Genomic DNA, 19,232 nt, shown 5'->3' with positions numbered 1-19,232 from the left:
TTCAAACTCCAAAAATTTATTTATTCTTTACTTTTCAAGCTCTGCATAAGTGAGTGCAGCCTCGATAAAACCACTGAACAAACCGTGGCCATCTCTAGGGGTAGAGGTAAATTCAGGGTGGAACTGACAGGCCACGAACCACGGATGATCCGGCGCTTCCACAACCTCAACCAATTCGCCATCAACAGAACGGCCAGAAACAATCAGACCGGCCTCTTCTAGTTGGGGAACAAAGTTATTGTTTACTTCATAGCGGTGACGATGACGTTCTTTAATCTCTGTAGAACCATATGCCTGATGAGCGGTAGTCCCCTCTTTCAGCATACAGACCTGTGCGCCCAGACGCATAGTGCCGCCCAGATCATCGGTATACCCACGCACCTCTTTGGCACCTTCTTCGGTCATCCATTCGGTAATCAAACCGATCAACGGTGCAGTGGTATCCGCATCAAATTCAGTACTACTTGCTTCGGCAATACCAGCAACATGCCGGGCATACTCAATAACAGCAACCTGCATACCCAGACAGATACCCAGATAAGGTACTTTATTTTCCCGGGCATATTTAACCGCTGCAATTTTTCCTTCAACACCACGCTCACCAAAGCCGCCAGGCACCAGTACAGCAGAGACGTCTTTTAGCAGATCTGTTCCATCACGCTCGACTTGTTCTGAGTCGATATACTTGACAATAACCTTAGTGCGCAAAGCGATACCCGCATGGGTGATCGCCTCAATCAGCGACTTGTAGGCATCCAGCAGCTCCATATACTTGCCGACCATCGCAATGGTCACTTCACGATGCGGATTCAACTTAGCATCAGAAACACGGTCCCAATCAGTCAGATCGGCTGGAGGGCACTCCATATTAAACTGCTCGATAACAATCTGATCCAGTTTCTGCTCACTCAACATCCGTGGAATCTTGTAGATGCAGTCGGCATCCGGCAGAGAGATAACAGCGCGCTCTTCCACGTTAGTAAACAAGGAGAGCTTACGGCGGGAAGAGATCGGCAATGCAAAATCGGAGCGACACACCAGAATATCAGGTTGAATACCGATCGAACGTAGCTCTTTAACAGAGTGCTGTGAGGGCTTGGTCTTAATCTCACCTGCAGTGGCGATATAGGGCACCAGAGTAAGGTGCATAAACATTGCACGGCGCGCACCCAGCTCTACTCTCAACTGACGAACCGCTTCCATAAACGGCAAGGATTCAATATCACCAACAGTGCCACCGATTTCCACCAATGCGATATCAGCATCACCAGAACCTTCCAGCACCCGGCGTTTAATCTCATCGGTAATATGGGGTATAACCTGAACGGTACCGCCCAGATAGTCGCCACGACGCTCTTTACGTAGCACGGTCTGATAGACTCGCCCTGCTGTAAAGTTATTTCTTTTAGACATTGTCGTCCGAATGAAACGCTCGTAGTGACCCAAATCAAGGTCAGTCTCGGCGCCATCTTCGGTAACAAATACCTCACCATGCTGAATTGGGCTCATAGTGCCCGGATCTACGTTGATGTACGGATCCAGTTTCAGCATTGTCACTTTCAGCCCTCGGGCTTCCAGTATTGCTGCTAGTGAAGCGGATGCGATGCCTTTGCCTAATGAGGAAACAACACCGCCTGTGACGAAAATATATCGCGTCATGAGGAACCTGTATCTGGTCGTGAAAAGTGGGTCGAGCTGCTCTGAAAACAGCTAGTAAAGATGGGGCTACAGGGTATCAGAATCGCCCCTGACAGACAATGCAGTTGGCAACCATTTCAGTGTAAAACCGGTGCCTTTTTTTTCACTCTGCCAGCCATCGCAGACACAAAGTCCCGGCAAAGCCACTATTTGCTCTCCCACGACACAGATCGGCCATGAATTTCGCTGCCAGGCAGGAACCTTATGCTCCTGAAATATTTTCTTCAGGCTACAGGAACCACCACGACCAATCGGTTGACACCGGTCGCCATCGCGTCGATTGCGCACTACTACTCCCGACAGAGAGTTCAAACCGATTTCGCCGGTATTTTGATCCACACTCAGCAGACCTTGCTTAACCCGAAACCCGCTCTTAGTCAGAGGTTCACTTACCCACTGCATATCAGGCAGATCTGGGTGCAACAATATAGCGCCCTGATAGCGCAGTACCCTTAACCCAGGCAATTTTAGTTCCGGCTGCCGATCTCCAGCGGCACTGATCAGTTGCTGAACACTCTGAATCTGCCGCTCACCAATGGAGAAGCCAGCCTGTTGAAACCAGTAGCGCAATAAATTGTTCCTGCGCGGACGATTTAGAGCAATCAACGACGTGCAGTTAAGCGACAATCGATCTCCCACTGAGGCCAGATCGATCTCAGCTAACTCATTTTGTAACTGCTCAGCATCACGAAGATAACCTGCAGTCTCACCCCAGCGCTCAGCGAACCCAGGCCACCGGGCCTGTAGCAGCGGCATGACCTTATGCCGAAGGTAGTTACGATCAAATGTCAGCTCAGTGTTACTGGGATCTTCTATCCACTCCAACTGCTCCGACTCCGCCCAGCTCAGAAGCTCGTGCCGCGGTATATTCAGTAATGGTCGCAATAACCTAGCCTGGCCCAACAAGCGCGTCACAGGTATACCTGCCAGGCCACGTAAGCCTGTACCGCGTAATAAGCGGAACAACAGCGTTTCTGCCTGATCATTAAGATGGTGGGCTAGTAGTAGACAATCATCCGGCTGAAGAATTTCACCAAACGCCTGATAACGCGCTTCCCGGGCAGCACGCTCTAAACTGGCAGAGGAATCAACAGAGACTTTTTTACATTGGAAGGGCAGATTAAGCGAAGCAGCCTGTTGTTCACAAAAAACAGCCCATTGGGAAGATTGTTGCTGCAGTTGATGGTCCACATTAACAACCAGCACTCGATCAGCCGGTAGTGATCTCGCCGCTAGGTGAAGCAAAACGATAGAATCCAAACCACCGCTAAGACCTACTACCCAACGCCCTGTCCCGTTACGGCAGGTATCGAGTTGTTGATTGAATTGAGACCGTAGGTTATTCATAGGCGTTCTGAAGGCAAAAAAAACCGTCGGACTGGCCGACGGTTCCGATGTTACTGGCTGATGCCGTAAGACATCAGACGCTCATAGCGCCGCTCAAGAAGCGCTTCTTCTTCGATACCAGACAAACGCTCCAGAACCTCCAACAGATGCTTCTTCAAATTCGCAGCGATGAGCCCATGATCCCGATGTGCACCACCTAATGGCTCATCAACAATCTGATCAACCAATCCGAGCGCGTGAAGGCGATCTGAGGTTAATCCCATCGCCCGGGCAGCATCTGGTGCCTTATCAGCACTCTTCCACAAGATTGAAGCACAACCCTCTGGAGAGATAACCGAATAAGTCGCGTATTGCAGCATCATCAACTCATCACAGACACCGATCGCCAACGCACCACCAGAACCACCTTCACCTACCACCGTAGCAATGATGGGTGTGTTCAGGCGCGACATCGCTGCCAGGTTAAAAGCGATCGCTTCAGATTGTCCACGTTCCTCAGCATCAATACCCGGATAAGCTCCCGGCGTATCGATAAACGTAAGGATAGGCATTTTAAAACGCTCAGCCATCTCCATCAGGCGCAAGGCCTTACGATAACCTTCAGGGCGCGGCATACCAAAATTACGACGAACCTTTTCCTTCACTTGACGACCTTTCTGATGACCTATAATCATCACCGGGCGACCTTCCAGGCGAGCAATGCCTCCGATCAGCGCCTGATCATCCGCAAAATGGCGATCACCGTGCAGCTCTTCGAAGTCATCAAAAATCAGTTTCACATAATCCAGCGTATACGGACGTAAAGGGTGGCGCGCTATTTGCGAGATCTGCCACTCACTCAAATCACTGAACAGGGATTTAGTCAGGCTTCGACTTTTACCCTGCAGTTTAGAAATTTCTTCCTCAATATTCAGCTCATTGTCATCGCCAACCAGGCGTAGCTCTTCGATCTTTGCTTCCAGATCAGCGATAGGCTGCTCAAAATCCAGATAATTGGGATTCATATATTGATCTTCCGTAAGTTTTGCTTCGTTTCGGCCATGATTCAGTGAAAACAATGTTCGACCAACGATAAAAAATTGGCCTAATTCTACTCTTTGTTGGGTTTAAGAACCACCCCGATCAATAGCGAATCCGCACCGCATCACCACCGAACTGATCTTTAAGCTTAAGCAACAGCTCGTCGGTTGGCGGCACTTGCCATGCATCACCCAGCGAAAGCGTTGCGGAGGCATCTTTACGACTATATCTCAGTGCAACTGGCATTTTGACGTTGCCTTTATTGGCTTCCAACAACTCACCAAAAGCCTTCAACGGACGCTCCCGTAGCTGCTGCTCATCGCAGTCAATCTCTATATGTTGCCCATAACGTGCCCGGCACTGAGTAATATCTACCACCGTACTACCCCGCACTTTCAGCTTATCAGTACCGGAATAGCTATCGACGGTAATCTCTCCTTCGATTAACAATATCGCATCTTTTACTAGTGCCGCACGGCATTCGTCATAGGCTTCACCAAACAGAGAGACCTCAATCCGGGAGGTACGATCATCAAGAGTAACAAAACAGAGTGGATCGCCTTTCTTTGTTTTCATCACCCGAATATCAACCACTAAACCCAGCATTTTCTGTTGCTGCCCTCTCTGCGGCTGCAATTCACCAATTCGTTTAGAGATAAAATGCGGCAGTTCCGATTCATATTCATCTATCGGATGACCGGTTACATAGAGGCCCAGGGTGTCTTTCTCACCCTGCAAACGCTCTTTATCGGTCCAGCTGCGCAGTTTCATATACTCGGCGTAGGGATCTCTCGGCTGCTCAGCCTCAACTTCGCCAAACAGATCAAACATGCCCGCACTTTGATTGCGCTCTGACTGGTCCGCCGCTTTCAAGGCTTCAGGTATACAGGCCCATAGCTGCGCCCGGTCAGGCCCGACATGGTCCAGCGCCCCGGAACGAACCAAGGCTTCCAACACCCGCTTATTGAGTTTTTTGCTTCCCACCCGCTTACAGAAATCGAAAATATCGCTAAATTCACCTCCCTCATTGCGGGCTTCGACTATCGACTCAATCGGGCCTTCACCGACCCCTTTTATCGACCCCAGACCATAGACAATTTCACCCATTTCATTAACGGTGAACATATATTCGCCAAAATTCACATCCGGCAGCACCAGCGGCAACTTCATGTTGCGGCACTCTTCTATGAAGATCACCACTTTATCGGTGTTCTGCATATCAGATGACAGCACCGCCGCCATAAACGGAGCGGGGTAATGCGTTTTCAGCCAGGCGGTTTGGTAGGAAACAAGCGCGTAAGCCGCCGAGTGTGATTTGTTAAAGCCGTAACCAGCAAATTTCTCTACCAGATCAAAGATATTTCCAGCCAGATCAGCATCGATATTATTGGTTGCCGAGCCTTCTAGGAAAGAGGCGCGCTGCTTAGCCATCTCTTCAGGCTTTTTCTTACCCATGGCACGACGCAACATATCCGCACCGCCGAGGGAATACCCCGCCATCACCTGGGCAATCTGCATTACCTGTTCCTGATACAGAATAATACCGTAGGTAGGTTCCAACACCGGTTGCAAGCTATCCAGCTGATAATCCGCATGGGGATAAGCCAACTCAGCCTGACCATGCTTTCGCAGGATAAAGTCATCTACCATGCCCGACTGAAGCGGGCCGGGACGGAATAACGCCACCAGTGCGATAATATCCTCAAAACGGTCAGGTCGAAGACGGCGTACCAGATCTTTCATACCACTGGACTCAAGCTGAAATACTGCAGTGGTTTCGGCTGATTGCAGTAGATCAAAGGTCGCCCTGTCTTCAAGGTCGATCAGTGCTATATCTAGCGGCTCCTCATCGCTCTTAGCCCGAATGCGATCAATCGTTTTGACCGCCCAGTCCACGATTGTCAGGGTTCGCAGGCCGAGGAAGTCGAACTTAACCAGCCCCGCCTCCTCAACATCATTCTTATCGAATTGAGTTACCAACCCCTGGCCAAGCTCATCACAATAGGTTGCAGAAAAATCGGTCAATTTAGTCGGCGCTATTACCACACCGCCGGCATGTTTACCCACATTTCGGGTCAGGCCTTCTAACTTAAAGGCCATCTCCATAATTTCCTGGGCCTCTTCGTTACCTTCAACGAACTCCCGCATCAAAGGCTCTTCATCCATTGCCTTGGTCAGCGTCATACCGATTTCAAAGGGAATCAGCTTAGAAAGCTTGTCGGCCAGGCCAAAAGGCTTACCTTGTACCCGGGCCACATCTCGCACTACCGCTTTTGCCGCCATAGTACCGAAGGTAACGATCTGCGATACCGCATCGCGACCATAAGTTTCGGCCACATAATCGATAACCCTATCCCGGTTATCCATACAGAAATCGATATCGAAGTCGGGCATAGATACCCGCTCTGGGTTCAAGAACCGCTCAAACAGCAAATCATATTCTAACGGATCAAGATCGGTGATTTTCTGCGCATAAGCCACTAATGAACCTGCACCTGAACCCCGGCCAGGACCCACAGGCACGCCGTTATCCTTGCCCCACTGAATGAAGTCCATCACGATCAGGAAATAACCGGGAAAGCCCATCTGAGTGATAATGTCGAGCTCAAAACGCATTCGCTCTTCATAAGGCTTACGCTTTTCAGCGTACTCAGGATCATCTTTATCCAGCAAGATCTCAAGCCGATCTTCCAGCCCTTTCCAGGACACATCAGCAAAGAATTGGTCCATCGTCATTCCTGCGGGAATCGGATATTTCGGCAGGTAGTAAGTCCCCAGATCCAGCTCAACATTACAGCGCTTCGCAATCTCAACACTGTTTTCTATCGCGGAAGGGATATCACTAAACAGCTCAGTCATCTCCTCTGCGCTTCGCAGATACTGCTGTTCAGTGTAGTTCTTCGGGCGGTTAGGATCTTCCAATGTCCGACTTTGGTTAATGCAGACACGCACCTCATGGGCCTCAAAATCCTCAGGCCGGATAAACATCACCTCGTTGGTAGCAACCAACGGGCATCCGGTTTCATGCGCCAGCTGAACCGAAGCATGAACACAGCTTTCATCGCCAGCACGACCTGTACGCTGAACTTCCAGATAGAAACGATCTTGAAATACCTGTTGCCACTGCTCTACAACCGCGCGAGCAGAATCATTGTCCGATAAGGCCCTACCCACCTCGCCCTCTTTTGCACCGGACAGTGCTATCAGCCCTTGGGAGCGATCAAAAATCCAGCTTTTCTTCAGTAGTGCAAAATCTGGCTGCACATTCTGGCCTTGCTCATAAGCCAGCGAGATCAACTCCATCAGATTTCGATAGCCCTGCTCATTCATCGACAACAAGGTCATTCTATGGGGTGTAGATTCTGGCTCAGCCTCGTTTTCTACCCAAACATCAGCGCCAAAGATAGGCTTTATGCCGGCTCCGGTTGTCGCTTTAAAGAACTTAATCAAAGCAAATAGATTAACCTGATCGGTAATAGCGATCGCCGGGATCTGTTGATCCTTCGCCACCCCAATAAGGTCTTTTATGCGCACCAGTCCATCGACCAGCGAGAACTCGGTATGCATGCGCAGATGTACAAAGGCTGGATCAGTCATTTCAGCTCGTTTAATAAGTTTTAGTTGAAGTTTACAGTTCAGCAACCGGTCTAAAGCTACGCCGGTGTTCCGGGAGAGGCCCAAGCAGACGCAGCTTTTCCATGTGTAGCGCTGTCGGGTAGCCCTTATGTCTTGCAAACCCATAGTCAGGATGGAGAAGATCCAGTGCTTGCATCTCCCGGTCACGATAAACCTTCGCCAGGATGGACGCAGCACTAATGGAAGGTTCTTTCAGGTCACCTTTTATAATTGCTTCAGCAGGGCATGGTAGACCAGGAGGACAACGATTACCGTCGATCAAAGCGAATTCAGGTGTCACACTCAGCTGATTAACAGCCCGCTGCATCGCCAACATGGTCGCATGAAGAATATTCAGTTCATCGATCTCTGCGGGTGTCGCCCAAGCGATTGCCCAGGCCAGAGCACGTTCTTGGATCAAGGGAAACAACAGCTCACGCTTCTTTTCGCTAAGCTTCTTTGAATCTGTCAGCCCATCAATGGGGTTAGCCGGATCCAGAATAACCGCAGCAGTTACGACATTACCGATAAGAGGACCACGGCCCACCTCATCAACCCCTGCAATCAGTTTTATCCCAGAGAAATCAGAATCCTGAGTCCGCATCCAACCTCCCTCGTGCCTGTAACAACTTAACAATCGCGTCGACCGCTTTTTTACTGGCATCCTGGCGTAACTGATGATGAATATCAATAAACTGGTGTTTCAGGTTACTGCTGTCATCACTATCCAATAATGCCTGTTCAACAGCAGGCCCAAGTATCCCAGGTCTGACCTCATCCTGAAGAATTTCCGGAACCAGCGGTGCATCGGCTAAAAGATTAGGCAGAGAGATATAGTTACTTTTCACCAGACGCGAAAGAATACTATAGGTAAGCGGCGCCATCCGATAAGCAACTACCATAGGTTTCTTCAGCAACAACGCTTCAAGAGTGGCTGTACCTGATGCCAGCAACACAGCATCTGCCGCTGTCATAACCTCACGGGACCGTTTTAATACAAGCTCTATCGGTAGGTCACTGTAATCCCTATCAAGCAACTCTCGTAGATGATCAAACCGCTGCTGGTTAGCCGCAGGCATAACAAAAACCAGATCGGAGTGTCGCTTTAACAACCAGCGAGCCGTATCTAAAAAGGGCTGAGCCAGATACTTGAGCTCTCCACCCCGACTCCCCGGCATTAATGCAACTATTCGCTGTCCCTGAGGCAAACCAAGATCTGACCGAGCACCTGCCTGATCTGCTTCCAACGGGATCATATTCGCCAGAGGGTGACCGACAAATTCAACCGGCATTGCATGCTTCTCATAGAACTTCGCCTCAAAGGGAAACAGAGTCAGCATCAAATCGGTGGTTTTAAGAATCTTAAAAACCCGCTTACTGCGCCAAGCCCAAACCGAGGGGCTTACGTAATGTACCGTTGGGATACCGACACTGCGCAATTTACCTTCAAGATTGAGGGTAAAGTCAGGTGCATCGATCCCGATAAACAGATCGGGTCTATGCTCGTTAAAATGGGTCACAAGTGATTTACGAATACCCAACAGCTCTCGCAATCGACTTAAAACTTCAACCAAACCCATGACGGACAAGCGATCCATAGCGTAAAGGCTTTTACAGCCTTCTGCCTGCATCAGCTCACCACCAATACCTTCAATCTCTATACCTGGAAAGCGACGATTTAGTTCGGCCAGCAGTCCGGCACCGAGAATATCTCCCGATGCTTCACCTGCAACGATACCTATGCGGAGGGGACTCATCGGCACCCTATCGAATGATGCCTCGAGTCGAGGCCTTAAGAGAGTCCGTCAGCAACTGTATTTCAGGACTGGTCATCAGCTCAAGCTGTTCGATAGCCTGATCCAGTTTCAATCCCTGACGGTAGATGATTTTATAAGCGCGTTTAATATTCTGAATCGCTTCAGAAGAGAAACCGCGACGCTTCAGACCTTCAGCATTAATGCCGTGGGGCTGTGCACTATTTCCATTGGACATAACAAATGCAGGTATATCCTTAAGCACTACGGTACCTGCACCACACATACTGTGAGACCCTATTACGCAAAACTGATGCACAGCAGTAAAGCCACCCAGAATGATGTTATCACCCATCTGAACATGACCCGCAATCGCACAGTTATTAGCCAGGATATTATTGCTACCCACGACACAATCATGGGCTACGTGAACATTCGCCATAAACAGATTATCGCTACCAATAATGGTAACGCTGTTATCCTGAATCGTGCCACGATGAATAGTACAACCTTCCCGAAAGACATTGTTATCGCCAATCAGAAGCTCGGTAGGCTCACCGTTGTACTTTTTATCCTGACAGTCTTCACCAATACTGGCAAATTGAAAAATATGGTTACCCAAACCTATTTTGGTCGGCCCTTTGATAACCACATGGGAGTTGATTCTTGTCCCAGACCCGACCTCAACATTAGGGCCTATAACAGTCCATGGACCCACCTCGACATCATCAGCCAGGCGGGCAGAAGGATCAATAATGGCGCTAGAGTGGATCAAAATTAAACCTTTCTATCTGCACAAAGAATAGTAGCAGAGCTTGCTAGCTCACCGTCTACTGTAGCACGAACATCAAATTTCCAGATACCACGCTTTTCAGAAACAATCTTCGCTTCTAATTGCAGTCGATCACCCGGAATAACCGGACGCTTAAAACGCAGTTTATCAGAACCGACAAAATAATAAATCGATCCGTCCTGAGGCGTTTTGTCCATGGTTTTAAAACCCAGGATACCCGCTGCTTGCGCCATCGCTTCCTGAATCAATACGCCAGGCATGACCGGATGATCTGGAAAATGACCATTAAAGAACGGCTCATTCACGGTTACGTTCTTATACGCAACGATTGATTCTCCCGGAATCAATTCAACGACCCGATCAACCAATAGGAAAGGGTAACGGTGTGGTAAATATTTGCGGATCTCGTTTACATCCATCATCATTAAGGCTGACCTTCAGTGTTCTGCTGCTTTACAGTTTTTTCTAAATTTTTAATTCGACGAGACATCTCATCTAACTGACGAAACCTCACCGCATTACGCTTCCATTGCTGATGCGGCTCTGCCGCTGTCCCAGATGAATAAGCACCTGGTTGTAAAATCGATCTGCTAACCATCGACATCCCAGTAATATGAGTGCCTTCTACCAAGGTTAAATGCCCTGCTATCGCACAAGCTCCGGCGATAGTACAGTTTTTACCAATTCGGGTGCTACCGGCAATCGCGGTACAGGCCGCTATCGCAGTACAATCACCAATCACGGTGTTATGACCAATCTGAATCTGATTATCAAGAATCACACCATTACCAATGACCGTGTCATCCAAAGCGCCTCGATCAATCGTTGTTCCGGCACCTATCTCAACACCATCACCAATTATAACGCCACCCAGCTGATGGATTTTAACCCACTCACCGGCGTCATTAGCAAAGCCAAAGCCATCTGCACCAATCACTGCCCCACTATGAATAAGGCAGTCTGTTCCCACTCTGATGTCACTATACAGGGTTACGTTAGCAGAAAGACGCGTATCTTCACCGATAGAGCAAGCAGCCCCGATGACACAGTTCGCTCCGATAGAAACCCCTGATGCGATAGTGACCTCTTCACCTATCACAACATTGGGGCCAATAATTACACTATCCGCAACCTTTGCATCCGGACTAATAATAGCCGAAGGACTAATCAGCTCACTAGAAGAACAGCGGTTAACCGCAAAAAGAGCCGTAGCCTTGGCATAGGCCAGATACGGATCATCAACAACAAGCGCAACCGATCGCACATTGTGCCGATGTTCTTCTCTCACCAATATGGCACCCGCTACACTGTCCGTCAGTTGCAGCTGATAACGACTATTATGTAAAAATGACAGCTGCGTTTCAGTTGCAGATTCCAGCGTCCCGATCCCTTTAATAAGTAGATCCGACAAAACTGGCTCCGCACCTAATAGCGCTGCCAGCTCAGTTACAGAATAACGGGAGTTAGACATCGGCAAATTACTGCTTATTCAACAGTTCAACAACTTTAGCTGTGATATCCAACCCAGGCTTCGCAAAGATGGTAGCTTCTTTGTTGACGACAATATCATAACCTTCACTATCGATCAGACCACGGATTACTTTATCCAGCTTAGGACGCATCTCTTTCAGAAAAACTTCTTCACGTTGACGCTGTTTCTGCTGCAACTCCTGAGCTAGGCGCTGATATTCACCGTAGGCCTTCTGAAACTGTACCCGCTGCTGGTCTTGCACTTCTTTAGACTGAGTACCCTGACCTTTTTTAATATTTTCCTGAATCTTTTTAGCCTGAGCCTCTAAATCCATTAGCTGCTTCTGATCACCGCTAAACTCGGACTTCAATTGATCACGGAACGCTTCCGCAGCTTTACTCGTCAGCAATGCTTGCTGAACACTCAGGGTACCCATTTTTTCCGCCATCGCATTAAGGCTGAACATCAGTCCGGCGATGATCATCAGTGATCGAAACATATTTTTTTCTCCTTAGAAAGATCGGCCAAGCGCAAACTCAAAGAATCTCGTATCATCCGTATCTTCTGCATTAAGCGCTCGAGATAGCGCTATTGAGATCGGACCAATAGGCGTGAGCCAGCTAAAACCAAAACCAGCAGAATAACGTAACTCATCAAACTTAATACCATTACCACAATTGGTACTACCAGCGGGGCATTCTGTCTGGAAAACATTACCTGCATCCGCAAATATCAACGTCCGCATTGAGTCCGTATTTTCCATAAAAGGTATCGGGAAGATCAGCTCGCCACTGACGTCTACTGCCACATTTCCGCCGAATGGGTCGTCCTTAGAATCACGAGGCCCCAGAGAGTTAGATTGAAAACCCCGTACAGAACTCAGGCCACCGCTGTAATAGTTTTTAAAGAAAGGAAAAGCGTTATCGCCTAACTTACCAGCATAGGCCAGTCGACCACGCACAGACGCGACAAGACCGGTTTCATTCAGAGGGTAGTAGATACGCCCTTTATATTGTTCTTTATGGTAAGACAGGTCACTTCCGGGAATACCGATCTCAATTGATGCGCTCTGAGAGTAGCCATCGGTAGGAAAGATCTTTCGATCAAGGTGATTATCACTCCAACCAAACCTCGCATTAAAGATATTGTACTCATCCCCTTCTGCGGCGATAAAGTCAAACACTTCCTGTGACGTATCCGCCACGGTTTTCACTGTCAGCCTTTCGTAGTTAAAGCTAAAGTTAAGGCGCTGGTAGTCATCCATCGGGTAACCAAAATTAACACCGCCGCCTATGGCATCAGTAGAGTAATTACTCACATTTTCTTCATCGTAGTTAGTCTCACGAGAATAAACGTTATAACCCCGGCTAACACCATCGACAGTATAGTAAGGTTCTACATAGCTGAATTTATACTCAGTAATGGTATCACTTTGGGTAATACCGAAACCTACGCTGTTACCTGAGCCAAGGAAGTTTTCCTGCTCGACACTCAGGTTAAAAATCGCACCACTGGTTTGAGAGAAGCCGACACTGGCAGCAAAGTTACCGGTATTATCCTCAATAACACTGTACTGCAAATCAACCTGATCATCAGTACCAGGTACCGGTGAGGTTTTCACATTTACATCTTTAAAATATCCAGTTTGAGCAATTCGTTGCTTAGACCGCTCAATCGAAGCGGTTGAAGCAATTCCGCCTTCCATTTGAGAAACGGAGCGACGCGTCACCACATCAGCAGTTTTGGTATTTCCCTTGATAGAGATACGCCGAACATAGGTGCGTTTGCCTGGGGCAACGAAAAACTGCAAATTAACAGTGTTATCTTCACCTACTTTCGGTACTGGGCTTACATTCGCAAAGAGGTAACCGTTATCACCCAACTTGCGGGTTAACGCATCCTGTGACGCAGTCATCTCTCGACGAGAGAAGGTTGCACCCTCTATAACCGTAATCTCGTTAAGCAGCTCCTGCTTATCGACAACCAGCTCACCTGCAACGGTGATTTCCCCAACACTAAATTTCTCACCCTCAGTAACACTGATAGTAACGTAAACATGTTTTTTATCCGGCGACAATGACACCTGAGATGAATCAATTGTGAAATTGATATATCCCCGATCAAGATAATACGATCGTAGACGCTCTAGGTCTCCCGCCAGCTTTTCCCGGGCATACTTATCGGAATCACTGAAAAAATCCCAAAAGCCAGGAAGCTTCAGAGAGAATTCTTCTTGGAGTTCTTCATTAGTAAATACTGAATTCCCAACAATATTAACATGTTGAATGGTGGCAACTTTGCCCTCTTTAATGTCTATATTCAAGGCTACCCGGTTTTCAGATAACGGCTCAACTTCCGCCTCTATCGCGGCGCCATACCGTCCCTGACCTGCATAAAGTCGCAACAGGTCCTGACGAATTTTATCTAGGGTCGCCCGTTTGAATACATCGCCTTCACGAAGACCATTCTGCTTCAGACCATCCAGCAGCATCTCGTCTTCCAGTACCTTATTACCCTCTAGGCGAATAATACTGACTGCGGGGCGCTCCTGAACTTTGACAATCAACACATTACCATCCCGGGCAATTTGGATATCATCAAAATAACCCGTACGGAACACCCTACGGGTCGCTTCCGCAAGCGCTTTCTGATCAACACTCTGACCCGAATCAACATCAAAGTTACGCAGGACAAGGCCGGGCTCAACACGCTGCAGCCCCTCCAGTCGCACATCTTCAACAGTAAATGATTGCGCCCACGCAATCGATGACAGTAGAGCCAGGGAAAAGATAAGTCCGATTCTGATCTTCATGAACTAGTTCTTATATTGAAATAGAAAAATTTAAAGCCGCATCAAGTCATTAAAAATAGCGACGCCCATAATCGAAAACAAAACTGCCATCCCGATTCTTAAACCGATCATCTGTACCTTTTCAGATACAGGCCTTCCCCTCAGCAGCTCTACTGCGTAATACAGTAGATGACCGCCATCTAGCATAGGAATTGGCAATAAGTTAAGAATACCGAGACTAATACTCAAGTACGCCAAAAAACCAGCGAACGCTTCCACACCTGAAGCAGCAGAAGCCCCCGCCACTTTAGCAATGGTTATCGGCCCACTCAAGTTTTTTACCGATAAGATCCCTTCAAACATTTTCCAAATAGAATCAAGAGTTAAACTAATCATCTGCCAGGTTTTAGAAAAAGCCTGCTGAATCGACTCTATTACGCCATAGCGAACCTGCCGCAACATTTCTGGTGGCCATTCGGCCGGAGCAACCGCAGCACCAATTTTACCGACACTTAGCTCTCCTTCAAAAACCTCAACAGGAGTCATTGCTATCGACATTAACTGACCGTTGCGCATCAATTCAACGGCAAGTTCTTGACCAGCACTTTTTCGGACAAGCTTTACCAGATCAATCCACTCAGGTACCGATACTCCATTAACAGAGACAACCTGATCAGCAACTAGTAAACCGGCACGATTGGCTGCACCGCCCTCTATAATCTGACCGATCACCGCAGGATATATAGGGCGATAAGGCGTTATACCTAAAGCAGATAGAGGACTTTGCGCCTCAGGATTAAAATGCCAGCCATTCAGGTTTAACTGGAAATCCTGTCTAAGCCCTTGGGCCGACTCGCGTACGGTTAGCGGCACAACCGCCGATTCTCCAATATAGCTTGCCATCGCTAGGTTGACATCATCCCAGGAATGAGTCGCCCGACCCGCTACAGAAAGAATCTCAACCCCTGGCTGTAATCCAGATTGCTCAGCAATACTATCAGATACAACGCTTCCGATAACCGGCACAACCTTTTCAACACCGGAAACAAACATAGCCCAATAAACAACTACGGCAAAAAGAAGATTAACGACAGGGCCGGCAGCTACAATCGCGATTCGTTGCAATATCGGCTTTCGATTAAACGTCTGATCCTGTAGTGCTGGCTCGACCTCAGACTCCCGCTCATCAAGCATCGAAACATAACCCCCAAGAGGGATCATGGCGATAACGTATTCGGTATCTAATTTGTCACGCCAGCGAATCAAAGGCGTACCAAAACCAACCGAAAAGCGCAGCACTTTGACACCACAGCGGCGTGCTACCCAGAAGTGCCCATATTCATGAATTGTTACCAGAATTCCCAAAGTAACAATTAATGCGAATACAGTATTAAGAATATCCATCAAACCTCAAATTCAGGAGATTGCCAGCAACTGCACACCCAATACAAAAACGGGTGCAGCTGAGGTAATACTATCAATTCGGTCAAGTATGCCACCGTGACCAGGCAGCAACTGACTACTATCTTTAATGCCGCGATGGCGCTTTAACATACTCTCAAACAGGTCACCCAATACAGAAGCAACCCCGGCAATCATCGCTAGCAGCAACAGATAGACTCCATCCAGCAGCCCAAGTTCCAGATAGATAACAAAACCGAGTGCGATCACCGCACAGGAGGTCAGACCACCCCATAAACCAGCCCGTGTCTTGCCGGGACTGACATTAGGCGCAAGCTTAGCCCGCCCCCAGGCCTTACCTGCAAAATAAGCACCTATATCAGCGCCCCAGACTAGCAACAGCAACATCAACATTAGAGCTCCGCCGGACGGAAGATTTTGCAGACTTACCAAACCCATCCAACAAGGCAAAAGAACAACAACACCAATCAGAGCGCGTTGCCATTCTGAGCCCCAGGCGCCCGCTACGGGGTAACGAATTACCCAGAACAGAGCAACCAGCCAGAAAATCACCGCAACGGAGAGATACCCAACAAAGTTGGCCTGAGGGGAAACATAGTTTAAAACTGCCATTAAAGCAGCGATCAGAGAAGTGTATCCAAAACGAGAGGATAATGAAGTCAGGCCGGCTAGATTTGCCCATTCCCAGGCACCCAGCAATACGATACCCGCGACAAACACTTTAAAGACGTCAAAACTGGTGAGGAAAAGCCCCGCCAAAACCAGTGGAGCCAATAGGACCGCAGTCCAAACCCTCTCTTTAAGCATCATCTGCCTCTAATTGTTCGCTAGTCTTACCAAAACGACGTTCACGAGTTGCATAACTCTGAATAGCAGCGCCCAACGCATATTTATCAAAGTCAGGCCATAGCAAGTCACTAAAGAAGTACTCACTGTAGGCCATCTGCCAAATCAGAAAATTACTTATTCTCTGCTCACCTGCAGTACGGATACAGAGATCCGGCGCCGGTTGATCACTTAAAGAGATCATTGAACCCAGCAGATCTGCATCTAGTTGATCGGGCGTATACTGGCCATCTAAACAACCCTGAGCAAAGCACTTGGCTGCCTCAACAATATCCCACTTACCGCCATAATTAGCCGCCACATTGACGATCAAACCGGTATTTTCAGCTGTCATCTGCTCAGCTTTGCTGATCTTCTTTTGCAGTGTTTGACTGAAACGGCTTCTATCACCAATGACATGCAGTTTGATATTATGCTTATGAAGTTTTTTTACCTCACGATCAAGCGCAAACGCAAACAACTCCATCAACCCTTTAACTTCAAGAGGAGGTCGCTGCCAGTTTTCACTACTGAAGGCAAACAGCGTCAGTACTTCCACGCCTAACTCAGCGCAACCTTGCACTACGCTTCGAACACTATCAACGCCAGCCCGATGACCCGCCAGGCTTCCTTTTCCGTGCTTTTTCGCCCACCGATTATTGCCATCCATAATGAGTGCAATATGACGAGGTACAGATTTACCCGCAGGTAAGCTGAGCTGTAATTTTTCAGACATATCAAATGCCGGCAACTTGAGTTACCGGCTATTCCCTATCAAATTTCCATCAAATCAGCTTCTTTCGCCTGAAGCAACACATCCACTTCGGCGATAAACTTATCCGTCAGTTTTTGAATATTATCTTCACTGCTACGAGCATCATCTTCAGTGATCTCTTTTTCTTTCAGCAGATCTTTAACATCACCGTTAGCGTCACGACGAACACTACGGATCGACACCCGGCCATTCTCAGCCTCCTGACGAGCCTGACGAATATAACCTTTTCGGGTCTCTTCTGTCAGCGCAGGCATTGGTACACGAATAACCGCACCCGCCGTAGATGGATTCAATCCCAAATCGGACTTCATGATCGCTTTTTCAATGTCCGGAACCAAATTTGATTCCCATGGAGAGATAGACAAGGTACGACCATCTTCAACACTAATGTTGGCAACCTGACTCAGCGGCACATTAGAACCGTAATAGTTCACCTGCACTGTTTCCAGAATACTTGGATGAGCACGACCTGTACGAATTTTCTTCAGGTTAGTAATCAAAGCTTCCAGACTTTTACCCATTCGATCCTGGGCATCCTGAGCGATCTCATTCAGCATATTTATCTCCTACGGCCTCATTATTTTCGATGAGGGTTCCCTCGTCGCCACCAACAATAAGGTTGGCCAGCGCACCCGGTTTGTTCATATTAAATACCCGAACCGGCATTGCATGGTCCCGGGCTAAGCAAATAGCAGTCAGATCCATAACCCCTAGCTGCTTCTCAATAGCCGCATCAAAAGTCAGATGACTATAGCGTTTAGCGGAAGGATCTTTCATTGGGTCTGCGTTATACACACCATCGACTTTGGTCGCTTTAATCACAACATCGGCATCAATCTCAATGCCCCGCAGACAAGCGGCAGAGTCGGTAGTAAAGAAGGGATTACCCGTTCCCGCAGAAAAAATAACCACATCACCCTGTTCAAGGTAACGGGTTGCATTACGACGATCATAATCTTCGACAACACCTGTCATCGGAATCGCAGACATAACACGGGTTGGGATATTGGAACGTTCCAACGCATCACGCATTGCCAAAGCATTCATGACGGTTGCCAACATACCCATATGGTCGCCAGTTACTCGATCCAGGCCTGCCGCACTCAGCGCCGCACCACGAAACAAGTTACCACCACCGATAACCATACCGATCTGTACACCAATACCTACCAACTGACCGATTTCCAGGGCCATGCGGTTCATTACTTTAGGATCGATCCCGAAATTTTCTTCTCCCATAAGGGCTTCGCCGCTTAATTTAAGAAGAATGCGCTTGTACTTGGAATGCTTATTTGAAGCCGGCATTGGTTCGTCTCCACCCAGACTGAGTTCGTACCAGTGTATCAAGAAAAAAAGAGATTGCGCACCCAGAATAGGCACGCAATCTGTGCAGGATCAGTATTTAACCCTTCAGCTGCTCAGCAACCTCAGCGGCGAAGTCTTTGTGCTCGACCTCAACACCTTCTCCTACTTCGATGCGAGTGAAAGATGCAACAGAAGCGCCTGCGTCTTTAACCAGCTGACCCACTTTAACATCTGGGTTCTTAACGAATGGCTGTTCAACCAGACTATTCTCAGCCAGGTACTTGTTGATACGACCAACAACCATCTTTTCAGCGATTTCAGCAGGCTTACTAGCCATATCAGGCTGAGCCAGAATAATCTCTTTCTCTTTAGCAACAACATCAGCAGGCATATCTTCTTTGCTAACCACTTGCGGG

Annotated in this window: 17 protein-coding genes; all 17 read right to left on the bottom strand. The window is 48.1% G+C overall.

Going from position 1 to position 19,232, the window contains the following annotated elements:
• Positions 1 to 27: 27 nt before the first annotated feature.
• Positions 28 to 1,659 (bottom strand): CTP synthase, encoded by a 1,632-nt coding sequence (locus QZZ54_RS12225; protein WP_290702972.1) that lies wholly within the window; start codon positions 1,657 to 1,659, stop codon positions 28 to 30.
• Positions 1,660 to 1,725: 66 nt separating this feature from the next.
• Positions 1,726 to 3,045, bottom strand: coding sequence for a tRNA lysidine(34) synthetase TilS (tilS, locus tag QZZ54_RS12220; RefSeq protein ID WP_290702971.1), 1,320 nt, complete (start codon positions 3,043 to 3,045; stop codon positions 1,726 to 1,728).
• Positions 3,046 to 3,095: 50 nt separating this feature from the next.
• Entirely contained in the window at positions 3,096 to 4,049 is a 954-nt protein-coding gene (accA, locus tag QZZ54_RS12215) for an acetyl-CoA carboxylase carboxyl transferase subunit alpha (RefSeq protein WP_290702970.1), read from the bottom strand.
• A gap of 118 nt (positions 4,050 to 4,167) precedes the next feature.
• On the bottom strand, positions 4,168 to 7,662 hold the full coding sequence (gene dnaE / locus QZZ54_RS12210) for a DNA polymerase III subunit alpha (protein WP_290702969.1): 3,495 nt from the start codon (positions 7,660 to 7,662) through the stop codon (positions 4,168 to 4,170).
• 31 nt (positions 7,663 to 7,693) lie between these two features.
• The gene (gene rnhB, locus QZZ54_RS12205) at positions 7,694 to 8,284 is read right to left on the bottom strand and encodes a ribonuclease HII (RefSeq protein WP_290702968.1); all 591 of its coding nucleotides are present in this window, start codon (positions 8,282 to 8,284) and stop codon (positions 7,694 to 7,696) included.
• A complete protein-coding gene (lpxB, locus tag QZZ54_RS12200; protein ID WP_290702967.1) occupies positions 8,265 to 9,437 on the bottom strand; it encodes a lipid-A-disaccharide synthase in 1,173 nt (390 codons plus the stop codon). Before lpxB ends, rnhB begins: the two co-directional genes overlap by 20 nt.
• A 7-nt stretch (positions 9,438 to 9,444) precedes the next feature.
• Positions 9,445 to 10,209 carry an acyl-ACP--UDP-N-acetylglucosamine O-acyltransferase gene (gene lpxA / locus QZZ54_RS12195; RefSeq protein ID WP_290702966.1) on the bottom strand — a complete coding sequence of 255 codons (765 nt, stop codon included), beginning with the start codon at positions 10,207 to 10,209 and terminating at the stop codon, positions 9,445 to 9,447.
• Positions 10,210 to 10,211: 2 nt separating this feature from the next.
• Entirely contained in the window at positions 10,212 to 10,652 is a 441-nt protein-coding gene (fabZ, locus tag QZZ54_RS12190; RefSeq protein WP_290702965.1) for a 3-hydroxyacyl-ACP dehydratase FabZ, read from the bottom strand.
• Positions 10,652 to 11,698, bottom strand: coding sequence for a UDP-3-O-(3-hydroxymyristoyl)glucosamine N-acyltransferase (lpxD, locus tag QZZ54_RS12185; protein WP_290702964.1), 1,047 nt, complete (start codon positions 11,696 to 11,698; stop codon positions 10,652 to 10,654). The genes fabZ and lpxD overlap by 1 nt, the downstream gene beginning before the upstream one ends.
• 7 nt (positions 11,699 to 11,705) lie before the next feature.
• On the bottom strand, positions 11,706 to 12,197 hold the full coding sequence (locus QZZ54_RS12180) for an OmpH family outer membrane protein (protein ID WP_290702963.1): 492 nt from the start codon (positions 12,195 to 12,197) through the stop codon (positions 11,706 to 11,708).
• A gap of 12 nt (positions 12,198 to 12,209) precedes the next feature.
• Positions 12,210 to 14,510, bottom strand: coding sequence for an outer membrane protein assembly factor BamA (bamA, locus tag QZZ54_RS12175; RefSeq protein ID WP_290702962.1), 2,301 nt, complete (start codon positions 14,508 to 14,510; stop codon positions 12,210 to 12,212).
• Positions 14,511 to 14,540: 30 nt separating this feature from the next.
• Complete coding sequence (gene rseP / locus QZZ54_RS12170; RefSeq protein ID WP_290702961.1) at positions 14,541 to 15,893, bottom strand: RIP metalloprotease RseP; 1,353 nt, start codon at positions 15,891 to 15,893, stop codon at positions 14,541 to 14,543.
• A gap of 12 nt (positions 15,894 to 15,905) precedes the next feature.
• Positions 15,906 to 16,721 (bottom strand): phosphatidate cytidylyltransferase, encoded by an 816-nt coding sequence (locus QZZ54_RS12165; protein WP_366645525.1) that lies wholly within the window; start codon positions 16,719 to 16,721, stop codon positions 15,906 to 15,908.
• Positions 16,711 to 17,472, bottom strand: coding sequence for a polyprenyl diphosphate synthase (gene uppS, locus QZZ54_RS12160; protein WP_290702960.1), 762 nt, complete (start codon positions 17,470 to 17,472; stop codon positions 16,711 to 16,713). The genes QZZ54_RS12165 and uppS overlap by 11 nt, the downstream gene beginning before the upstream one ends.
• A gap of 38 nt (positions 17,473 to 17,510) precedes the next feature.
• Positions 17,511 to 18,068: a ribosome recycling factor gene (gene frr, locus QZZ54_RS12155; protein ID WP_290702959.1), complete on the bottom strand. Its 558-nt coding sequence runs from the start codon at positions 18,066 to 18,068 to the stop codon at positions 17,511 to 17,513.
• Positions 18,058 to 18,816, bottom strand: coding sequence for a UMP kinase (gene pyrH, locus QZZ54_RS12150; RefSeq protein ID WP_290702958.1), 759 nt, complete (start codon positions 18,814 to 18,816; stop codon positions 18,058 to 18,060). Before pyrH ends, frr begins: the two co-directional genes overlap by 11 nt.
• A gap of 97 nt (positions 18,817 to 18,913) precedes the next feature.
• On the bottom strand, positions 18,914 to 19,232 hold a 319-nt coding region (gene tsf / locus QZZ54_RS12145), incomplete at its 5' end, for a translation elongation factor Ts (protein ID WP_290702957.1).

The organism is Amphritea sp. (assembly GCF_016744155.1).
Lineage (GTDB): Bacteria > Pseudomonadota > Gammaproteobacteria > Pseudomonadales > Balneatricaceae > Amphritea.
The sequence above is the reverse complement of the archived record's forward strand: the minus strand, read 5'-3'. Positions and strand labels throughout refer to the sequence as shown.

Bases quoted from the DNA above. Each gene is read 5' to 3' on its own strand.
- QZZ54_RS12225 (WP_290702972.1), bottom strand. From the start codon at position 1,659: ATGACGCGATATATTTTCGTCACAGGCGGTGTTGTTTCCTCATTAGGC.
- tilS (WP_290702971.1), bottom strand. From the start codon at position 3,045: ATGAATAACCTACGGTCTCAATTCAATCAACAACTCGATACCTGCCGT.
- accA (WP_290702970.1), bottom strand. From the start codon at position 4,049: ATGAATCCCAATTATCTGGATTTTGAGCAGCCTATCGCTGATCTGGAA.
- dnaE (WP_290702969.1), bottom strand. From the start codon at position 7,662: ATGACTGATCCAGCCTTTGTACATCTGCGCATGCATACCGAGTTCTCG.
- rnhB (WP_290702968.1), bottom strand. From the start codon at position 8,284: ATGCGGACTCAGGATTCTGATTTCTCTGGGATAAAACTGATTGCAGGG.
- lpxB (WP_290702967.1), bottom strand. From the start codon at position 9,437: ATGAGTCCCCTCCGCATAGGTATCGTTGCAGGTGAAGCATCGGGAGAT.
- fabZ (WP_290702965.1), bottom strand. From the start codon at position 10,652: ATGATGATGGATGTAAACGAGATCCGCAAATATTTACCACACCGTTAC.
- lpxD (WP_290702964.1), bottom strand. From the start codon at position 11,698: ATGTCTAACTCCCGTTATTCTGTAACTGAGCTGGCAGCGCTATTAGGT.
- QZZ54_RS12180 (WP_290702963.1), bottom strand. From the start codon at position 12,197: ATGTTTCGATCACTGATGATCATCGCCGGACTGATGTTCAGCCTTAAT.
- bamA (WP_290702962.1), bottom strand. From the start codon at position 14,510: ATGAAGATCAGAATCGGACTTATCTTTTCCCTGGCTCTACTGTCATCG.
- rseP (WP_290702961.1), bottom strand. From the start codon at position 15,893: ATGGATATTCTTAATACTGTATTCGCATTAATTGTTACTTTGGGAATT.
- QZZ54_RS12165 (WP_366645525.1), bottom strand. From the start codon at position 16,721: ATGATGCTTAAAGAGAGGGTTTGGACTGCGGTCCTATTGGCTCCACTG.
- uppS (WP_290702960.1), bottom strand. From the start codon at position 17,472: ATGTCTGAAAAATTACAGCTCAGCTTACCTGCGGGTAAATCTGTACCT.
- frr (WP_290702959.1), bottom strand. From the start codon at position 18,068: ATGCTGAATGAGATCGCTCAGGATGCCCAGGATCGAATGGGTAAAAGT.
- pyrH (WP_290702958.1), bottom strand. From the start codon at position 18,816: ATGCCGGCTTCAAATAAGCATTCCAAGTACAAGCGCATTCTTCTTAAA.